16 protein-coding genes are annotated in these 16,161 nt (G+C 68.9%); 15 read left to right on the top strand and 1 reads right to left on the bottom strand.

The window, feature by feature from the left end; translation table 11 throughout:
• Positions 1-10: 10 nt before the first annotated feature.
• The 11 genes from J3R73_RS26340 (at position 11) to J3R73_RS26290 (ending at position 10,559) form a co-directional block, all read left to right on the top strand.
• Positions 11-643: a dihydroxyacetone kinase subunit L gene (locus tag J3R73_RS26340; RefSeq protein ID WP_307434242.1), complete on the top strand. Its 633-nt coding sequence runs from the start codon at positions 11-13 to the stop codon at positions 641-643.
• A 39-nt stretch (positions 644-682) separates the two neighbouring features.
• Positions 683-1,732, top strand: coding sequence for an aldo/keto reductase (locus tag J3R73_RS26335; protein ID WP_307434240.1), 1,050 nt, complete (start codon positions 683-685; stop codon positions 1,730-1,732).
• A 145-nt stretch (positions 1,733-1,877) separates the two neighbouring features.
• Entirely contained in the window at positions 1,878-3,110 is a 1,233-nt protein-coding gene (locus J3R73_RS26330; RefSeq protein WP_307434238.1) for a GAF domain-containing sensor histidine kinase, read from the top strand.
• A 76-nt stretch (positions 3,111-3,186) separates the two neighbouring features.
• Positions 3,187-3,921 (top strand): response regulator transcription factor, encoded by a 735-nt coding sequence (locus tag J3R73_RS26325; protein ID WP_307434236.1) that lies wholly within the window; start codon positions 3,187-3,189, stop codon positions 3,919-3,921.
• A gap of 105 nt (positions 3,922-4,026) precedes the next feature.
• Positions 4,027-4,455, top strand: a complete 429-nt coding sequence (locus J3R73_RS26320) for a cupin domain-containing protein (protein ID WP_307434233.1) — start codon at positions 4,027-4,029, stop codon at positions 4,453-4,455.
• A gap of 141 nt (positions 4,456-4,596) precedes the next feature.
• Positions 4,597-4,788 carry a tautomerase family protein gene (locus tag J3R73_RS26315; protein WP_307434230.1) on the top strand — a complete coding sequence of 64 codons (192 nt, stop codon included), beginning with the start codon at positions 4,597-4,599 and terminating at the stop codon, positions 4,786-4,788.
• Positions 4,789-4,799: 11 nt separating this feature from the next.
• Positions 4,800-5,672, top strand: coding sequence for an SMP-30/gluconolactonase/LRE family protein (locus tag J3R73_RS26310; RefSeq protein WP_307437704.1), 873 nt, complete (start codon positions 4,800-4,802; stop codon positions 5,670-5,672).
• Positions 5,673-5,838: 166 nt separating this feature from the next.
• Entirely contained in the window at positions 5,839-6,852 is a 1,014-nt protein-coding gene (locus J3R73_RS26305; protein WP_307434228.1) for an ABC transporter substrate-binding protein, read from the top strand.
• 301 nt (positions 6,853-7,153) lie between these two features.
• Positions 7,154-8,629 (top strand): sugar ABC transporter ATP-binding protein, encoded by a 1,476-nt coding sequence (locus J3R73_RS26300; protein ID WP_307434225.1) that lies wholly within the window; start codon positions 7,154-7,156, stop codon positions 8,627-8,629.
• Between the two features lie 52 nt (positions 8,630-8,681).
• Positions 8,682-9,608 (top strand): ABC transporter permease, encoded by a 927-nt coding sequence (locus J3R73_RS26295; protein WP_307437701.1) that lies wholly within the window; start codon positions 8,682-8,684, stop codon positions 9,606-9,608.
• A 3-nt stretch (positions 9,609-9,611) separates the two neighbouring features.
• Positions 9,612-10,559, top strand: a complete 948-nt coding sequence (locus J3R73_RS26290; protein ID WP_307434223.1) for an ABC transporter permease — start codon at positions 9,612-9,614, stop codon at positions 10,557-10,559.
• A gap of 25 nt (positions 10,560-10,584) precedes the next feature.
• Here J3R73_RS26290 and J3R73_RS26285 read toward each other — a convergent pair whose 3' ends face one another.
• The gene (locus J3R73_RS26285) at positions 10,585-11,259 is read right to left on the bottom strand and encodes an MgtC/SapB family protein (protein WP_307434220.1); all 675 of its coding nucleotides are present in this window, start codon (positions 11,257-11,259) and stop codon (positions 10,585-10,587) included.
• A gap of 220 nt (positions 11,260-11,479) precedes the next feature.
• On the opposite strand from J3R73_RS26285, the gene J3R73_RS26280 reads away from it, so the two are divergent.
• Genes J3R73_RS26280 through J3R73_RS26265 form a run of 4 tightly spaced genes read left to right on the top strand, consistent with a single transcriptional unit; the run spans position 11,480 to position 16,131 of the window.
• Complete coding sequence (locus J3R73_RS26280) at positions 11,480-12,571, top strand: sugar-binding transcriptional regulator (RefSeq protein ID WP_307434218.1); 1,092 nt, start codon at positions 11,480-11,482, stop codon at positions 12,569-12,571.
• Complete coding sequence (locus J3R73_RS26275) at positions 12,568-14,112, top strand: sugar ABC transporter ATP-binding protein (protein ID WP_307434216.1); 1,545 nt, start codon at positions 12,568-12,570, stop codon at positions 14,110-14,112. Before J3R73_RS26280 ends, J3R73_RS26275 begins: the two co-directional genes overlap by 4 nt.
• Positions 14,099-15,139, top strand: a complete 1,041-nt coding sequence (locus J3R73_RS26270) for an ABC transporter permease (protein ID WP_307434214.1) — start codon at positions 14,099-14,101, stop codon at positions 15,137-15,139. Before J3R73_RS26275 ends, J3R73_RS26270 begins: the two co-directional genes overlap by 14 nt.
• Positions 15,136-16,131 carry an ABC transporter permease gene (locus J3R73_RS26265; protein WP_307434213.1) on the top strand — a complete coding sequence of 332 codons (996 nt, stop codon included), beginning with the start codon at positions 15,136-15,138 and terminating at the stop codon, positions 16,129-16,131. The genes J3R73_RS26270 and J3R73_RS26265 overlap by 4 nt, the downstream gene beginning before the upstream one ends.
• Positions 16,132-16,161 lie beyond the last annotated feature (30 nt).

Below are 16,161 nucleotides of genomic sequence, written 5' to 3'. Positions count from 1 at the left end.
AGAAACGACCATGGCCTCCGACGCGCCCGCCTCGAACGAAACGGCGATTTTCACCTCCGCCGACCTCGCCGCCGCGCTGAAGCGCATCGCCGGCCGGGCGCAGGGCGACGCCGCCGAGCTGAACGCCGCCGACGGGGCTCTCGGCGATGGCGACCTCGGCATCACCGTGTCGCGCGGCTTCGCCGAGGCCGCGGCGGCGCAGCTTCCCGAGGATGTCGGCCTCGCCTTCATGGAATGCGCCAAGGCGATGCAGCGCGTCTCCTCCTCGTCCTACGGCACGCTGCTGGCGACCGCCTTCCTCGCCACGGCCAAGGCCTGCAAGGGGCGCGCCTCGATCGAGGCGCGGGAGATCCCGGAGTTGGCGCTCGGCGCACTGGCGGCGATGATGGCGCGCGGCAAGGGCAATCTCGGCGACAAGACCGTGCTCGACGTCCTCAAGGCCGTCGCCGACGCCACGGCGGACGCGTCGCCGGCCGAGCTCTACCCGCGCAGCCTCGAAGCGGCGCGCGCTACTCTCGAGACCTTCAAGGGCCGGCCGAACAAGCTCGGCCGCGCCCGCATGTTCGGCGAGGGCAGCATCGGCCTCTACGACCCCGGCCAGCTTGCGATGGTACGGATCATCGAGGCGCTCGGCCCGGCGTGACGGCGGGCGCCTCCTCAAGACGACAGACAGGAACGCAGCATGGAATATCGATTTCTCGGCCGATCGGGCCTGAAAATTTCTGTTTTGACGATGGGAACGTTCACTTTCGGCGGCAAGGGGCCGTTCGCCATGGTCGGCAGCCAGGGCGTGAAGGACGCCCGCCGCCTCGTCGACCTGTGCATCGACGCCGGCGTCAACCTGTTCGACACCTCGAACATGTATTCGAACGGCCTGTCCGAGGAGATCCTCGGCGAGGTGCTCGCCAAGGGCAAGCGCGGCGACGTGCTGATCTCGTCGAAGGCCCGCATGCGCATTGGCGACGGGCCGAACGACGAGGGCGTCTCGCGCTATCACGTCATCCGCGAATGCGAGCGCAGCCTCAAACGCCTCAGGACCGACGTCATCGATATCTACTACATGCATGAATGGGACGGCGTCACCCCGCTGGAGGAGATGCTGGAGGCGCTCGACACCCTGGTGACCCAGGGCAAGGTCCGCTATATCGGCTGCTCCAACTATTCCGGCTGGCACATCATGAAGGCGCTCGGCGTTAGCGACCGCGACCGCCGGCAGCGCTTCGTCACCCAGCAGATCCATTACACGCTCGAGGCACGCGAGGCCGAATACGAGCTGCTGCCGATCGCGGTGGACCAGGGGCTGGGCGTGCTGGTCTGGAGCCCGCTCGCCGGCGGCCTCCTCTCCGGCAAGCACCGCCGCGGCAAGGAGGCGCCGGTGGGCTCGCGCCAGAACGCCGGCTGGACCGAGCCGCCGATCCGCGATTACGATAGGCTCTGGACCATCGTGGACGCGCTTGTCGAGATCGGCGAGGCCCGCGGCGTTTCGGCCGCGCAGGTCGCGCTCGCCTGGCTGTTGGGGCGCCCGGCCATCGCCTCGCTCGTCATCGGCGGGCGCAACGAGGAGCAGTTCGAGCAGAATTTCCGGGCGGTCGGCCTGAAGCTGACGGCGGAGGAACGCGGGCGCCTCGACGAGGTCAGCGCCATTCCCATGATCTATCCCTATTGGCACCAGCAGAATTTCGCCAGGGACCGCTTCGGTGCCGGCGACCGCGCGCTGCACGGGGAAGGCTGAGGGACGGCTTGGTATGTCGCCGGGAGGGCGGTCGCCGCGAGGTCCGTCCAGGCGGGCGGCCTTCCGTTTCACGGTGGAATAACATCGGCGGTTGGAAATGGGCGTGAGGCAAAGAGCGCCGGATCGAAGAGGAGCGTGCCGGAGCATGGCGAGCGTCTCGCCCATACTGGTCGACCGCCTGCTGGCGATCTCGCGGGCGCTGGCCGGGCATATCGATCCCGGCGCGGCGTTCCGGGCGACGGCCGCCGAAATCGGGAGCCTGCTGCCGCACGACCACATCGACGTGGCGGTGCTGCTGCATGACGGCGCCAGCCATGCCTGCTACGAGGCGGGCTTCCATACGAGCTGGAGCGCGCTCGGCCGGGATCCCCTCCCGGCCGAGCGCAGCCCGGTGCGCATGGTTCTCAAGGGCGAGGTGCCCTATCTGATCGCCGGCGACGCGTTGTCGGACGGACGCTTCCATTTCGACGGCGCGCTGGACGAGCCGATCTTCGCGGCCGAATTGCGCAGCCGCATCATCGTGCCGATGCGCGCGCGGGGCGAGATCGTCGGCACCCTCAACATCAGCCGGCATGCGGCCGACTGCTACGGCATCGAGGACGTCGGCACCGCCCAGCAATGCGCCGACTTCATTGCCCCCTATATCTTCGCCCTGATCCAGGCCGAGGAGGCGCGCCGCGCCATGCTCGCCGAAAGCGAGGCGCGCAACCGCGAGGAATTGCTGCGGGTCGGCGCCTCCCAGCTGACCGAAGGCATGGAGCGGGAGCGGCGGCGGATCGGCATGGACCTGCACGACCAGACGCTGGCGGACCTCGCCCGCGTCGTGCGCCAGGTGTCGGCCCTGCGCAGCCAGGGCGTGGCCCGGGCGGCGCAACTCGCCGACCTCGAGCGCGAGGTCGTCGGCTGCCTCGCCGAGCTGCGCCACATCGTCGACGACATGCGGCCCGGCGTCCTCGAGCTGTTCGGCCTGCGCGAGGCCGTCGAGGCGCATCTCAACCGCAGCGTCAGCCGCGCCAACCCGCCGATAGCGGTCCATATCGCCGACAGGAGCGATGGCGCCGCCGACACCCTGCCCGACACCATGCGCACGGCGGTCTACCGCATCGTGCAGGAGGCGATCAACAATGCCGCCCGGCATGCGATGGCGAGCCGCATCGACGTCCGCATCGAGAGGGACGCGGAGGAACTGCGCATCGCGGTCACCGACGATGGCTGCGGCTGCGGCCCCGTCGGGCCGGAGACGTTCGGCGGCATCGGCCATATGCGCACGCGGGCGGCGCTGATCGGCGCGCGCCTGCATATCGGCCGTGCCGGCCGCAAGGGCGGCACGAAAGTGGAGGTCGGCCTCAAGCTCGGCCGCCCCGCCGGGGGAGGCTAGGCCGTCCGCCTCCCGTTCGAAGCGATATTTCTCCGTCGAGGCCGTGCTTCGGCGACATGCGCAGGAGGAGACCAGGATGCTTGTGATGATAGCCGAGGACGACGGGCTGCATCGGGCGTTTGCACGCGGGATCATCGAGCAGCTCTGGGCCGGCGACGTCGAGGTGATCGAGGCGGCCAACGGCAACGAAGCCATGGACCTGGCGAACCGGCGGACGCCGCCCTGCGTCGTGCTCGACCTGCAGCTGCCCAAGGTGACGGGCATCGAGGTCGCCCGCGCCATCTGGAGCCGGCGTGCCGACACCAACATCCTGTTCTGGTCCAATTTCGCCGACGAGGCCTATGTCCGAGGGGTGGCACGCATCGTGCCGCCGGGCTCCGTCTATGGCTATGTCCTCAAATCGGCCTCGGAGGAGGGCATGCGCTCGGCGCTGCGCGGCGTCTTCCGCGAGGGCCACTGCATCATCGACCGGGAAATCAGGGGCATCCAGCATCGCGTGCAGGATCGGCGCGAAGGCATCACCGACAGCGAGTATGAAAGCCTGATCGACATCGCCCTCGGCCTCACGGACAAGGCCATCGCGGCGCGCCGCGGCCTGTCGACGCGCGGCGCCCAGAGCCGCATCCAGCATCTCTACGACAAGCTCGACCTCACCGGCGCGGGCGAGGGGGACAGTGCGCCGATCTTCAATTCGCGCACGCGGGCCATCTACATCGCCCTCTCGCGCGGGCTGATCAACATCGATGCCCTCCGGCGCGAGCAGCACCAGTTCGACGCCTGGCTCGCCGGGCCCGGGCGTGCGGCGAAATAGGCCGCGGGACCGGCGTTCCGCGGGCGGGGCAACCGCGATAGGATCGGGCGCGCCGGCCGGAAGACCGGCACGCCCCCTGGAACGTCAATATATCGGAGGATGCCCATGTCGGAAGAAAGCACGACGCCGGAACGCCCGGCGGTCTGCACGGTTTTGCGGGCGAGCGCGCCGTTCGTCGGCAAGCAGGGCTTTTCCTATGCGCCCGCGATCTCGGCGGAGACGACGGGGGCTGCCGCCATCCACATGCAGCTGCTCACCATCCCGCCCGGCGGCCGCGCCAAGGCCCACAAGCACGAGGCCCACGAAACCGCGATCTATGTGATCAGCGGCGAGGCCGCGATGCATTACGGCGAGAGGCTGGAGCAGCACCTCGTCTCGCGCGCCGGCGACTTCGTCTACATTCCCGCCAACGTGCCGCATCTGCCCTACAATCTGAGCAGCACGGAACCCTGCGTCGCCGTGATCTCGCGCACCGATCCCAACGAGCAGGAGAGCGTCGTCCTCCTGCCGGAACTCGACGCGATTCACGTGTGACGGAAGCCTTTGCCCGCGGGCCCGCCGGATGACTGTGCAAACGCACAGTGTCCGCTGTTCCTTGCCCCCTATCGTTTTCCCCGTCGCCCGCTAGCCTCGCGCCAAACAACAAGATCGAGACAACAGGTCGAGGAAACGCCGATGCCTTTCGTCAATATCCGCATTCTCAAGGGCCACTCGCAGCAGCGCAAGGACGAGATCGCGCGCCGCGTCACCGAGGCGGTCAGCGAGATCGCCGAACTGCCCAAGGAGGCGGTGTGGGTGGTGTTCGAGGATGTCGAGGCGCCGGACTGGTATGTCGGCGGCAAGACCGCCGCCAAGCCCAAGGAATGACCTCGGTGGAGATGCGCGATCCGCGTTTCGCCGATATCGTCGGCGACGCCGGGCTGGAAACGCTCGCGGGCGGCTTCGGCTTCACCGAGGGCCCCGTCTGGCACCCCTATGAGAAATGGCTCGTCTTCAGCGACATCCCCAACAGCCGCATGCATCGGCGGCTGCCTTCGGGCGAGATCGAGGTCTTCCGCGACCCGAGCCACAAGGCGAACGGCAACACGCTCGACCGCCGGGGACGGCTGTTGAGCTGCGAGCATGCGACCAGCCGCGTCACCCGCGCCGAGCCGGACGGCACCGTCACGGTGCTCGCCAGCCACTATGGCGGCAAGGCGCTCAACAGCCCCAACGACATCGTCGTGGCGACGGGCGGGGCTGTCTATTTCACCGACCCGACCTATGGGCGCCAGCCCTTCTTCGGCGTGCCCAGGGAGGCGGAGCTGGCCTTCCGCGGGGTCTACAGGATCGACGTCGACGGGGCAGAGCCGACGCTGCTGGCGGGCGACTTCGCCCAGCCCAACGGGCTGTGCTTCTCGCTCGACGAATCGCGCCTGTTCGTCAACGACACCGAGCGGCGGCACATCCGCGTCTTCAGCCTGTCCGCGTCCGGGGAGCTCACCGGCGGCGCCGTCTGGGCGACGACCGAAGGCGAGGCGCCCGGCGCGCCGGACGGCATGAAGATCGACAGCTGCGGCAATCTCTATTGCAGCGGGCCGGGCGGGATCCATGTCTTCGATCCCTCGGGCGACGGGCTCGGCGTCATCTCGACGCCGGAACCCTGTGCCAACTTCACCTTCGGCGACGAGGACCTGCGCGGTCTCTATTTGACCGCGTCGACCTCGCTGTACCGGCTCAGGGTGCGCGTGCCCGGGCTGAGGCTCTTCTGAGCCGGCGGCGGCGGGGGTTCTGGCGAAATCTTTGATTTCGGGGCGAAAATAGGGAAATGTTCGAGGCCGGGGCTCGTCCGCGACAGCGGCGCCCGGCTCCGGGCGAAGGGGCAGCCGGCGGGTCGCCGGCTGCCGGTAAGAACGATCATAAACGGGAGGATCTGCAATGAAGAGAATACTTGTCCTGGGCGCCCTTGCCACGCTTCTGGCCTCGGGAACCGCTCTTGCCGACACGAGCGGCAAGAAGATCGCCTTCTCCAACAATTACGCCGGCAATTCCTGGCGCCAGGCGATGCTCAAGAGCTATGACGCCGTCACCAAGAAGGCGGTCGAAGACAAGATCGTCGCGGCGGCCGACGTGTTCACCACCGCCGACAAGGAAGTGCCGACCCAGGCGGCCCAGATCCAGAACCTGATCCTGCAGGGCTATGACGCCATCGTCATCAACGCCGCCTCGCCCGATGCGCTGAACGGCGCCATCAAGCAGGCCTGCGATGCCGGCATCGTCGTGGTTTCCTTCGACGGCGTCGTCAACGAGCCCTGCGCCTACCGCGTGGTCGTCGACTACAAGGACATGGGCAAGCAGGAAATCGAGCACATGGCCAAGTTCCAGCCCAAGGGCGGGAACCTCCTGGAAATCCGCGGCCTCGCCGGTACCTCGATCGACGACACCATCCATGCCGGCATCCTGGAAGGCGTCGCGGCCCATCCCGAGTTCAAGATCGTGAGCTCGGTCACCGGCGACTGGGACCAGACCACCGCCCAGAAGGCGGTGGCGACGGTGCTGCCCTCGCTCCCGACCATCGTCGGCGTGGTCGACCAGGGCGGCGACGGCTATGGCGCGGCGCAGGCCTTCGCCGCGGCCGGCAAGTCGCGCCCGACCATCATCATGGGCAACCGTCAGGACGAACTGCAATGGTGGAAGGAGCAGAAGGACAAGGACGGCTACACCACCTGGTCGGCCTCGATCGCCCCGGGCGTGTCGACGCTCGCCTTCTGGGTCGCCCAGCAGATCCTCGACGGCCGCAAGGACCTGCCGCATGACCTGGTGGTGCCGTATCTCGCCTTCACCCAGGACGACTTCGAGGCGGCCCTGCCGACCATCGCCAAGGGCGGCGTCGCCAGCCACGAATACACCCAGGCCGACGCGATCGCCGCGATCAAGGCCAACATGAAGTGAGGCGGCGTGGCGGACGGGACGAGGAAACGTTCCCCCGCGGCCCGTCCCGCCCGCATCGCGGCGGCCCCGGCCGGCGCGGGTCTTCACTTTTGCCCTCTCCCTTTGCGGGGAGGGGGCCTGCCCGCCTGCGGATGAACATATTTTCAGTGGAAATTCCCCGGAGGCGCGGATAAGGCTGCGGGGCTGAAATACTGGACGCCCCTCAGAACCGACCGGCTGCCATCCCGCTTGTGCGGCGATGCGGAGCCTCCCTTGCATGTACGATCCGGCCTCCTGCCGACCGAGCCCCATAGGAGTGACAGTGCCATCCGAGGCCGCTTCGATCATCGTCAGGCTGGACGATGCCGGCAAATATTTCGGTGCCGTCCGTGCGCTCGACGGCGTCGACTTCGCCGTTTCCAAGGGGGAATGCGTCGGCCTCGTCGGCCATAACGGGGCGGGCAAGTCGACGCTCATGCAGGTGGTGGCCGGCACGCTGGCCCCCAATCGCGGCCGCATCGCGGTCGGCGGCGCCGTCGAGGAGAACTATTCCGTCGTCCGCGCCCAGAAGCTCGGCATACGCTGCGTGTTCCAGGAGCTTTCGCTCTGCCCGAATCTCAGCGTCGCCGAGAACACCCGCATCAACCATCCCTCGCTGCGCGGGTTCGGATGGCGCCGCCGGGCGGCGCGCCTGATCGTCGACAAGCTCGACGAGATCTTTCCCGGCCACGACATCGCCGCCTCGGACGTCGTGCGCGACCTGTCGATCGGGCGCCGGCAGATGGTGGAGATCGCCCGCGCCTTCACCGTCACCACCGATCCTCTCGACCTCGTCATCCTCGACGAGCCGACATCCTCGCTCGACGCCCGCACCGCCGGGCAGTTGCTCGCCTTCGTCCGCCGCTTCGTCGCCGGCGGCCGCAGCTGCATCCTCATCTCGCATTTGCTCGGGGAGATCCTCGAAAACGCCAGCCGCATCGTGGTGATGCGCGACGGCAAGGTCGTCGTAGCCGACACCGCCGCTGCCTTCGACCGCGACCGGCTGGTGACGACGATGGGCGGCGCCGCGGCCGAGACCCGCGAGAAGGCCGCCGCGCAGACGGCGGCGCGGCAGGAAAGCCGGCCCCTGCGCGTGCGTGCCCGCCCGGCGCGCCAGACCAACCAGACCGAGCTGGTGGCGCGCGAAGGCGAGATCATCGGCCTGGCTGGCCTGTCGGGACATGGCCAGACCGACCTGCTCATCGCCATCTACAGCGCGGCCGAACGCCGCATGGCGGGCGTCGAGGTGACGGAGCCGGTGGCCCTCGTCGCCGGCGACCGCCAGTCGGACGGCGTGTTCCCGCAATGGTCGATCGCCGCCAATATCGGCATCCGCTCGCTGTCCCGGCTGCGCCAGGGCCTGCTGATCTCCGCGCAGCGCGAAGCCGAGCTGGCGAAGTTCTGGCAGGACAGGATCAAGATCCGCACCCCCGACATGAACAACAACATCCTCTCGCTCTCCGGCGGCAACCAGCAGAAGGCGCTGTTCGCCCGCGCCCTCGGCTCCGACGCCCGCATCATCCTGATGGACGACCCGATGCGCGGCGTCGACATCGGCACCAAGCTCGAGGTCTACGATCTCATCCGCGAGGAGGCGCGCAACGGCCGCACCTTCCTCTGGTACACCACCGAAACCGACGAGCTCGACAATTGCGACCACGTCTATGTCTTCCACAACGGCCGGATCGTCGCCGATCTCAGCCGTTCCGAGCTGACGGAAGAGCGCATCATCCAATCCTCCTTCAGCGAGGCGGTGTGACATGACGGCGCCTTCCGTGGAACAACGCGTCCGGGTGCCGGCGCTCGGGCGGATGACGCCGGGGCGGATGTTGCGCGCCCTCCTGCCGGCCCTGTCGCTCTCCCTCGTGCTGATCGCGATCGCCTGGCTCAATCCGCGCGCCATCAGCTATTTCGGCTTCAACCTGATGCTGAACCTGGCGATCCCGATCGCCCTGGCGACGATTGCCCAGATGTTCGTCATCGCCAGCAACGAGCTCGATCTTTCCATCGGCACCTTCGTCGGCTTCGTCGGCTGCGTCACCGCGACCTGGCTGCACGACGCCCCGCTCCTCGGCATCGCCGTGCTCCTCGGCGGCATCGCGGTCTATGCGGCGCTCGGCGCGCTGATCCACCTGCGCAACCTGCCCTCGATCGTGGTGACGCTCGGCATGAGCTTCGTGTGGAGCGGCCTCGCCATCCTCATCCTGCCCAAGCCGGGCGGCAAGGCGCCGGACTGGCTCCTGGCGATCACCGGCTTCAAGCCGCCCTTCGTGCCGCTGCCGATCGTGGCGGCGGTGGTGATCGCGGCCGTGGTGCATTTCGGGCTGATGCGGACCTCCTTCGGCGTCGTCCTGCGCGGGTCGGGCGGCAATCCGGCCGCGCTGCGCCGCGCCGGCTGGTCGCTGCTCCGCATCAAGGTCATCCTGTTCGCGCTGACCGGCCTGTTCGGCGTCCTCTCGGGCATGATGCTGATCGGCATCACCACCTCGGGCGACGCCAATATCGGCAATGGCTACACGCTGCTGTCGATCGCCGGCGTCATCCTTGGCGGCGGCGAGTTCGTCGGCGGCCGGGTGTCGCCGATCGGCGCGGTCATCGGCGCGCTGACGCTCGCGCTCGCCGCCTCGCCGCTGCTGACCTTCATGCATATTCCGCCGGACTGGCAGGTCGCCGCCAACGGCGCCATCCTCATCATCGTGCTCGCGGCGCGGGCGCTGATCAGCCGCAAGGAAGGGTGACCGATGCCGTCCCTGAGGATACTGCTCGCCAAGCCCTGGCTGTGGTCCTTCGTCGGCGCCCTCGTGGTGTGGCTGGCGACGATCGCCTTCACCGGCGGCTACGGCGCCGGCGGCATGCTCACCTCGGCGCTCGCCTTGGCGGAATTCACCGTCATCGTCGGCGTCGGCCAGATGTTCGTGATCACGCTCGGCCCCGGCAATGTCGACCTGTCGCTGCCCGCCAATATCGGCCTCGCCAGCGCCGTCGCCATGAAGGTGATGGACGGCAATGATTCGATGGTGGTGGCGGGCCTCCTCGCCGCGCTCGCCTGCGGCATCGCCATCGGCGCGGCGAACTACCTGCTGATCTGGGCGCTGCGCATCCCGCCGATCATCGCCACGCTGTCGGCGAGCTTCATCATCCAGTCCATCGACATCAGCTATGGCCGCGGCCTGCAGATCAAGCCGCCGCCGGGCTTCGCCGAGTTCACCAACCTGCAATTCTTCGGCATCCCGGTCCTCGCCGTGCTGGTGATGCTCTTCACCGTCGGCGCCGCCATCCTGCTCCAGCGCATGATCTATGGGCGATCGGTGCTCGCCATCGGGCAGAACATCCGCGCCGCCTGGCTGGCGGGGGTCAAGGTCGGGCGCATCCGCTTCCTCACCTACGCGCTGTCGGGAGCCCTGGGCGGCCTCGACGGCGCTCTGCTGGCCGGCTATTTCCGCGGCGCCAATGTCGATATCGGCAATGAATATCTGCTGTCGTCGCTGGCGGTGGTCGTGATCGGCGGCACCTCGGTCGCCGGCGGCAAGGCCAATGTGCCCGGCGTCTGGGGCGCGGCGCTGTTCCTGGTGCTGCTCCTGACCATGCTCAACACCTTCGGCGTCAGCGCCGGCGTGCGCCTGCTGCTGACCGGCCTCATTATCGTCGGCGTGATCACCGCCGCCGGCGGGGAGAAGGCATTGCGCTGAACGTCGGCCGACGGACGCCTGTCCGTCATCCGATCACCTCGACCGTCCGCACGCCGACGATCGTCCGCAGCCGGCCGGCGATGTCCTCGACCGACTGGGGCGACAGGCGGATGAAGGAGACGAGCACCTCGTCGCTGCCGTCCTCGAGCCGCTGGCGCAGCACGAACTGCTTGACCCTGGAGGCCCGCAGCCCCGCCGCCTCGTGCACGACGTCGAGCGTGACCTTGTCGTGCTCGGCGCTCAGCCGGATGGTGCGCACCGCCATCTGCGCGCGGAAGCGCTCCTCCAGCGGCTTGATGCCGGCCAGGATGACCAGGATGATGACGGTGGTCGACAGCGCCGCGGTATAGAGGCCGCCGCCGACGGCGAGGCCGATGGCCGCCACGCTCCACAGGCTCGCGGCCGTCGTCAGGCCCTTGACCACCTCGCCGCGCAGCAGGATCGTGCCGGCGCCGAGGAAGCCGATGCCCGACACCACCTGCGCGGCGATGCGCGAGGGGTCGAGGACGACATGCGGATTGTTGACGATGTCGGAAAAGCCGAAGGCCGAGACGATCATGATGAGCGAGGAGCCGACGCAGACCAGCATATGCGTGCGCAGTCCTGCGGCCCAGAGCAGCCTCTCGCGCTCGAAGCCGATGACGCTGCCGAGGGCGGCGGCCAACAGAAGCCGGATGAAAAGTTCGGTGTTGGCGAGCATGTCCACCTCCGTCGATGTGCCGGATCGCCATGAAAGGCGATTCGCGTCGGCCCGTGGCCGGCGATGGCGCCGTATTCTGTCGTGAACGCGCGCGAAGCGATCGATATCCCGCTCCCCTCTTTCATCCCGCCCGGTCCGCATGTCCGTGACCGGCTTGACGGGCGCCCGCGATCGCGTAATTCTACTGGCAACGCATAAAAATGCAGACAGGGGTGGAAACGTGGCCGACGATCTCGCCCGTCATGCGCGTGACGAGGACGATGAGGGCATGCCGGCCCGCGCGGCCTGGATGCATTTCGTCGGCGGCATGACGCATGCCGAAGTCGGCAAGCGGCTGCATGTGCCCGGCTTCAAGGTGCAGCGGCTGATCGCCCAGGCGACGCGCGAGGGCATGGTGCAGGTCTTCGTCAACAGCCCGATCGCCGGCTGCGCCCGCCTGGAGCAGGCCCTGTCCAACGCGTTCGGGCTGGAGGAGTGCATCGTGGCGCCGGATATCGGCGAGGCGGCGCTCGTACCGGTCTCGCTCGCCGCCGCCGGTGCCCAATACCTGCTGCGCATCCTGCAGAGCGGCGCGCATCGGGTCATCGGCCTCGGCCACGGCCGCACCCTGACCGACATCGTCGAAAGGCTGCCGCGCCTGCATGTGCCCGAGACCAGCTTCGTCGCGCTGCTCGGCGGGCTGACGACCAGCTTCTCGGCCGACCCCTTCGACGTCATCCACCGGATCTCCGACCGCACCAAGGCGGCGGGCTTCTTCCTGCCCGTGCCGTTCTTCGCCAATTCCTCCGCGGATCGCGAAGTGCTGCTGTCGCAGCTCGGCGTCGTGCGCGTCCAGGCGCTGGCGCTGGAGGCGACATTGCTGCTCGTCGGTATCGGCACGACGAACCCCGACGGCTTCCTGGCCCGCAACGGATCGCTGCAGGCGGACGACCTCGTCGAGTTGAAGCGGCTGCGCGCCCGCGGCGAGATCCTCACTTATTTCCACGACGCGCAGGGCCGGCCGATCCGCACCGAGATCTCGTCCCGCGCCGTCACCCTGCCTTACGAAGACCTCGCCGGCCGCAACATCGTGGCGGCCGCCGGCGGCGCCGACAAGGTCGATGCCATCCGCTCCATCCTGCGCAGCGGGCTCCTGAAGGGCCTCATCACCGACGAGGCGACCGCGGCGGCGCTCCTCGGTCCTGCCGTTCCGGAGCGGCAGGCCGCCGGCATGCGCACCGCGCAGACGAGGCGGGCGGGCCAGGGCCGCGCCGCCGCCGCAAAGCCCCGCCGGCGAGGCGTGGCGGCCCGTCCGGACGGGAGCCCGCCATGACGACCGCTTCCCTCCGATCCGCCGCAGCCACGGGAGCGGCCCTGACGCTGTCGGGCATCGCCAAGTCCTACGGTCCTATCCGCGTCCTCAGCGATATCGGCTTCGAGATCGGGCGGGGCAGGGTGCACGCGCTCGTCGGCGAGAACGGCGCCGGCAAGTCGACGCTGGTGAAGATCATCACCGGCATCGTGCAGCCCGACGGCGGCGAGGTCTCGATCGGCGGGCGGGCCGTGCATTTCGCGACGCCGATCGAGGCGCGCGCCGCCGGCATTTCCGCGGTCTACCAGGATCCCAAGCTGTTCCCGCATCTCGACGTCGCCGAGAACATCTTCATGGGCGCCTATCCGCGCACGATGTTCGGCACCGTCGACCGCCGGGCGATGTATGACAAGGCGAGGGCCTCGCTGCGCCAGCTCGGCGTCGAGCTCGATCCGTTCTCCCTCGTCGCCGCCCTGTCGATGGCAGAGCTGCAATTCGTCGAGATCGCCCGCGCGCTGTCGACCGACGTCCAGCTCCTCATCCTCGACGAGCCGACCTCGCCGCTGACGCCGGCCGAGGCCGAGCAGCTCTTCCGCATCGTCAGGGCGCTGCGCGACCAGGGCAAGTCGGTGCTGTTCATCACCCATCGCCTCGAGGAGGTCGAGGCGATGGCGGACGACGTCACCGTCCTGCGCGACGGCCGCCACGTCGCCACCGGCCCGGCCAGCGAATTCGACCGGGCGAGGATCGTCAACCTCATGGTCGGCCGCAGCGTCGACCATCTCTATGCGGACAGGACCGTGGCCGCGCCCGGGCCGGAAATGCTGCGCGTCGAAGGCCTCGGCCTCAGCGGCACCTTCGCCGATATCTCGTTCTCGCTGCGGGCGGGCGAGATCGTCGGCATGGCCGGCCTCGTTGGCGCCGGCCGGTCCGAGATCGCGCAGGCGATCTTCGGCATGACGCCGCCGAGCGCGGGCAAAGTGGTGCTCAAGGGCGAGGAGATCCAGCCGGGGAGCCCGGCGCAGATGCTGCAGCGCGGCCTCGCCTATCTGCCGGAGGACCGAGACGGCCAGGGCCTCATCATGGCCGAAACCGTGGTCGAGAACGTCACGCTGCCGGTCATCCGGCGGCTGGCGCGCTTCGGCGTGCTCGACCGCGCCGGCGGGCGGCGCATGGCCGACGAGGCGGTCGCCACCTACCAGGTCCGCACCAAGGGCATCGACCAGGTCGTCGCCGCGCTTTCCGGCGGCAACCGCCAGAAGGTCGCCTTCGCCCGCTGGCTCGCCACCCGGCCGGCGGTGCTGATCCTCGACGAGCCGACGCATGGCGTCGATGTCGGCAGCAAGGCGCAGATCCACCGGATTATCGCCGATCTCGCCGCCGCCGGCATCGCCGTCCTCCTCATCTCGTCCGACCTGCCGGAGGTCATCGCCATGAGCGACCGAATCCTCGTCATCGCCGAAGGGCGCCTCGTCGGCGAGATCGCCCGCGCCGACGCCACGCAGGAAGCGGTGATGCAGGCCGCCACCCGCACCGTCGAGGCTGCCCATGACCGCGCCTGATCCTGCCCTCGTGCCCGGCCGGGCACCGCCCCGGCGCAATCTCGGCCGGCTGGCGCTGCGCCTGCGCGTCAGCGGCGTCGTCCTCTTCCTGGTGATCCTCGGCATCGCCTTCTCGATCCTGACGCCGCACTTCGCCAGCCTGCAGAACATCGGCGTCATCGCCTCCAACGCCTCGATCCTCGCCATCGTCGCCGCGGCGCAGGCGATCGTGCTGCTGACCCGCAACCTCGACGTCTCCGTCGGCTCCATCATGGGGCTCACTGCCTATCTCAGCGCCGATTATGCCGCCCATCATCCCGATGTCGGCGTGCTGCTGGTGGTGATCGCGCTCGCCATCGGGGCGGGGCTCGGCGCCGTCAACGGGCTGATCGTCGCCTATGGCCGGGTGTCGCCGCTGATCGCCACGCTCGGCACGATGTCGCTCTATCGCGGCGCCACCTATGTCTATGCGCACGGCCAGGAGATCACCTCGAGCCGCCTGCCGCGCTGGGTGCTCCAGACGGTGGATCTGCGTATCGGCGGCCTGCCGCTGCTGGTGCTGGTCTGCGGGGCCGTCGTCGTTGCCGCGGCGCTGTTCCTGCGGCTCTTCCCCTTCGGGCGGCGCATCTACGCCGTCGGCTCGAACCCGCTCGCCAGCGTCTTCTACGGGCTGCGCACCGAGCGTGTCGTCCTTTTCGCCTATACGCTGGCCGGCCTGATGTGCGGGTTTGCCGGCCTGCTCTACGCCGCCCGCGTCGGCACCGTCACCGTCGTGCTCGCCAGCGGCTGGGAGCTGACCTCGCTGGCGGGGGCGGTACTCGGCGGCGTCAGCGTCGCCGGCGGCTCCGGCTCGCTCATCGGCGCCGCCCTCGGGGCGGTGGTGCTGGCGACGATCGACAACGGCCTGGTGCTGCTCGCCATTCCCGAGTTCTGGCGCATGTTCATCCAGGGCACGGCGATCGTCCTCGCCGTCACGGCGGACGTGCTGATCAACAGCCAGATCCGCCGCTCGCTCAAGGGCCAGCGCTTCGGAGGAAAGCTCGCATGAAGGCCCGGCTGCCCGTCTCCTCCTGGGAAGTGACGCTCGTCGTCGCCATCGTCGCGGCCGGTTGCTGGTCGGCGACGCTGTCGCCCTATTACCTCAGCCTCGACCAGATCCTCGATTCGACGCGCCAGTTCATCATTCCCGGCCTGCTCGCCATCGGCCTCGCCATCGTGGTGATCACCGGGGAGATCGACATCTCCGTCGCCTCGACCCTGGCGGTCGGCGCCGTGCTCCTCTCCAAGTTCTCCGCTTTCGGCGTGCCGGTCTGGCTCGCCGTGCCGCCGGTGCTGGTCGTCTGCGCCCTGCTCGGCACGTTGAACGGCCTGCTGGTCGCCGGGCTCGGCCTGCCCTCGCTCGCCGTGACCCTGGGGACGATGGGGGCGTTCCGCGGCCTCGCCTTCATCATCGGGTCCGAGGTCGGCTACACCGATTTCGACGATTCCTATCTCTATACGGGTTCGGACTATGTCTGGGGCATCGTGCCGGTCGCCCTGCTGCTGTTCGTCGCGGTCGCGCTCGCCATCGGCTTCCTCCTGCACCGCACCGTGTTCGGGCGGCGCTGCTTCGCCGTCGGCAACAACAAGGATGCCGCCTGGATCGCCGGCATCGACGTCACCCGCCTGAAGACGATCGCCTATATGCTGGCGGGTGTCCTCGCCGGCCTGGCGGCGCTGGTATGGATCGGCCAATACGGCTCGGCGCGCGGCGACAATGCCGACGGCCTCATCCTGTTCGTCGTTACCGCCGTCGTGCTCGCCGGCGTCGACATCAATGGCGGCAAGGGCACGGTGCTCGGCATCGTGCTGGCGCTGCTCCTGCTCGGCACGCTGCGCAACGGCATGGGCCTCGCCAACATCGCCGGGCCGACGCAGACGCTCGTCTTCGGCGCCCTGTTGGTCGCCGGCGTGCTGCGCCCGCTCGCCCTGCGCGTCCTGGCGGAAGCGCGAAATTTCGTTCGTCCCGCATCGTCGGGCGCCGGAAAGGCCGGCTCCTGACCACCAACCAGAAGCGGAGATCAATCCGCC

The sequence above is a fragment of the Labrys monachus genome (assembly GCF_030814655.1).
GTDB lineage: Bacteria > Pseudomonadota > Alphaproteobacteria > Rhizobiales > Labraceae > Labrys > Labrys monacha.
Note: the sequence above shows the minus strand (reverse complement) of the source record. Positions and strands in the feature narration are given on the sequence as shown.

What these genes read in the sequence shown, in the direction of transcription:
- J3R73_RS26330 (WP_307434238.1), top strand. Translation starts at nt 1,878, where the DNA reads ATGGCGAGCGTCTCGCCCATACTGGTCGACCGCCTGCTGGCGATCTCG.
- J3R73_RS26270 (WP_307434214.1), top strand. Translation starts at nt 14,099, where the DNA reads ATGACCGCGCCTGATCCTGCCCTCGTGCCCGGCCGGGCACCGCCCCGG.
- J3R73_RS26340 (WP_307434242.1), top strand. Translation starts at nt 11, where the DNA reads ATGGCCTCCGACGCGCCCGCCTCGAACGAAACGGCGATTTTCACCTCC.
- J3R73_RS26275 (WP_307434216.1), top strand. Translation starts at nt 12,568, where the DNA reads ATGACGACCGCTTCCCTCCGATCCGCCGCAGCCACGGGAGCGGCCCTG.
- J3R73_RS26310 (WP_307437704.1), top strand. Translation starts at nt 4,800, where the DNA reads ATGCGCGATCCGCGTTTCGCCGATATCGTCGGCGACGCCGGGCTGGAA.
- J3R73_RS26295 (WP_307437701.1), top strand. Translation starts at nt 8,682, where the DNA reads ATGACGCCGGGGCGGATGTTGCGCGCCCTCCTGCCGGCCCTGTCGCTC.
- J3R73_RS26315 (WP_307434230.1), top strand. Translation starts at nt 4,597, where the DNA reads ATGCCTTTCGTCAATATCCGCATTCTCAAGGGCCACTCGCAGCAGCGC.
- J3R73_RS26335 (WP_307434240.1), top strand. Translation starts at nt 683, where the DNA reads ATGGAATATCGATTTCTCGGCCGATCGGGCCTGAAAATTTCTGTTTTG.
- J3R73_RS26320 (WP_307434233.1), top strand. Translation starts at nt 4,027, where the DNA reads ATGTCGGAAGAAAGCACGACGCCGGAACGCCCGGCGGTCTGCACGGTT.
- J3R73_RS26305 (WP_307434228.1), top strand. Translation starts at nt 5,839, where the DNA reads ATGAAGAGAATACTTGTCCTGGGCGCCCTTGCCACGCTTCTGGCCTCG.
- J3R73_RS26265 (WP_307434213.1), top strand. Translation starts at nt 15,136, where the DNA reads ATGAAGGCCCGGCTGCCCGTCTCCTCCTGGGAAGTGACGCTCGTCGTC.
- J3R73_RS26290 (WP_307434223.1), top strand. Translation starts at nt 9,612, where the DNA reads ATGCCGTCCCTGAGGATACTGCTCGCCAAGCCCTGGCTGTGGTCCTTC.
- J3R73_RS26285 (WP_307434220.1), bottom strand. Translation starts at nt 11,259, where the DNA reads ATGCTCGCCAACACCGAACTTTTCATCCGGCTTCTGTTGGCCGCCGCC.
- J3R73_RS26325 (WP_307434236.1), top strand. Translation starts at nt 3,187, where the DNA reads ATGCTTGTGATGATAGCCGAGGACGACGGGCTGCATCGGGCGTTTGCA.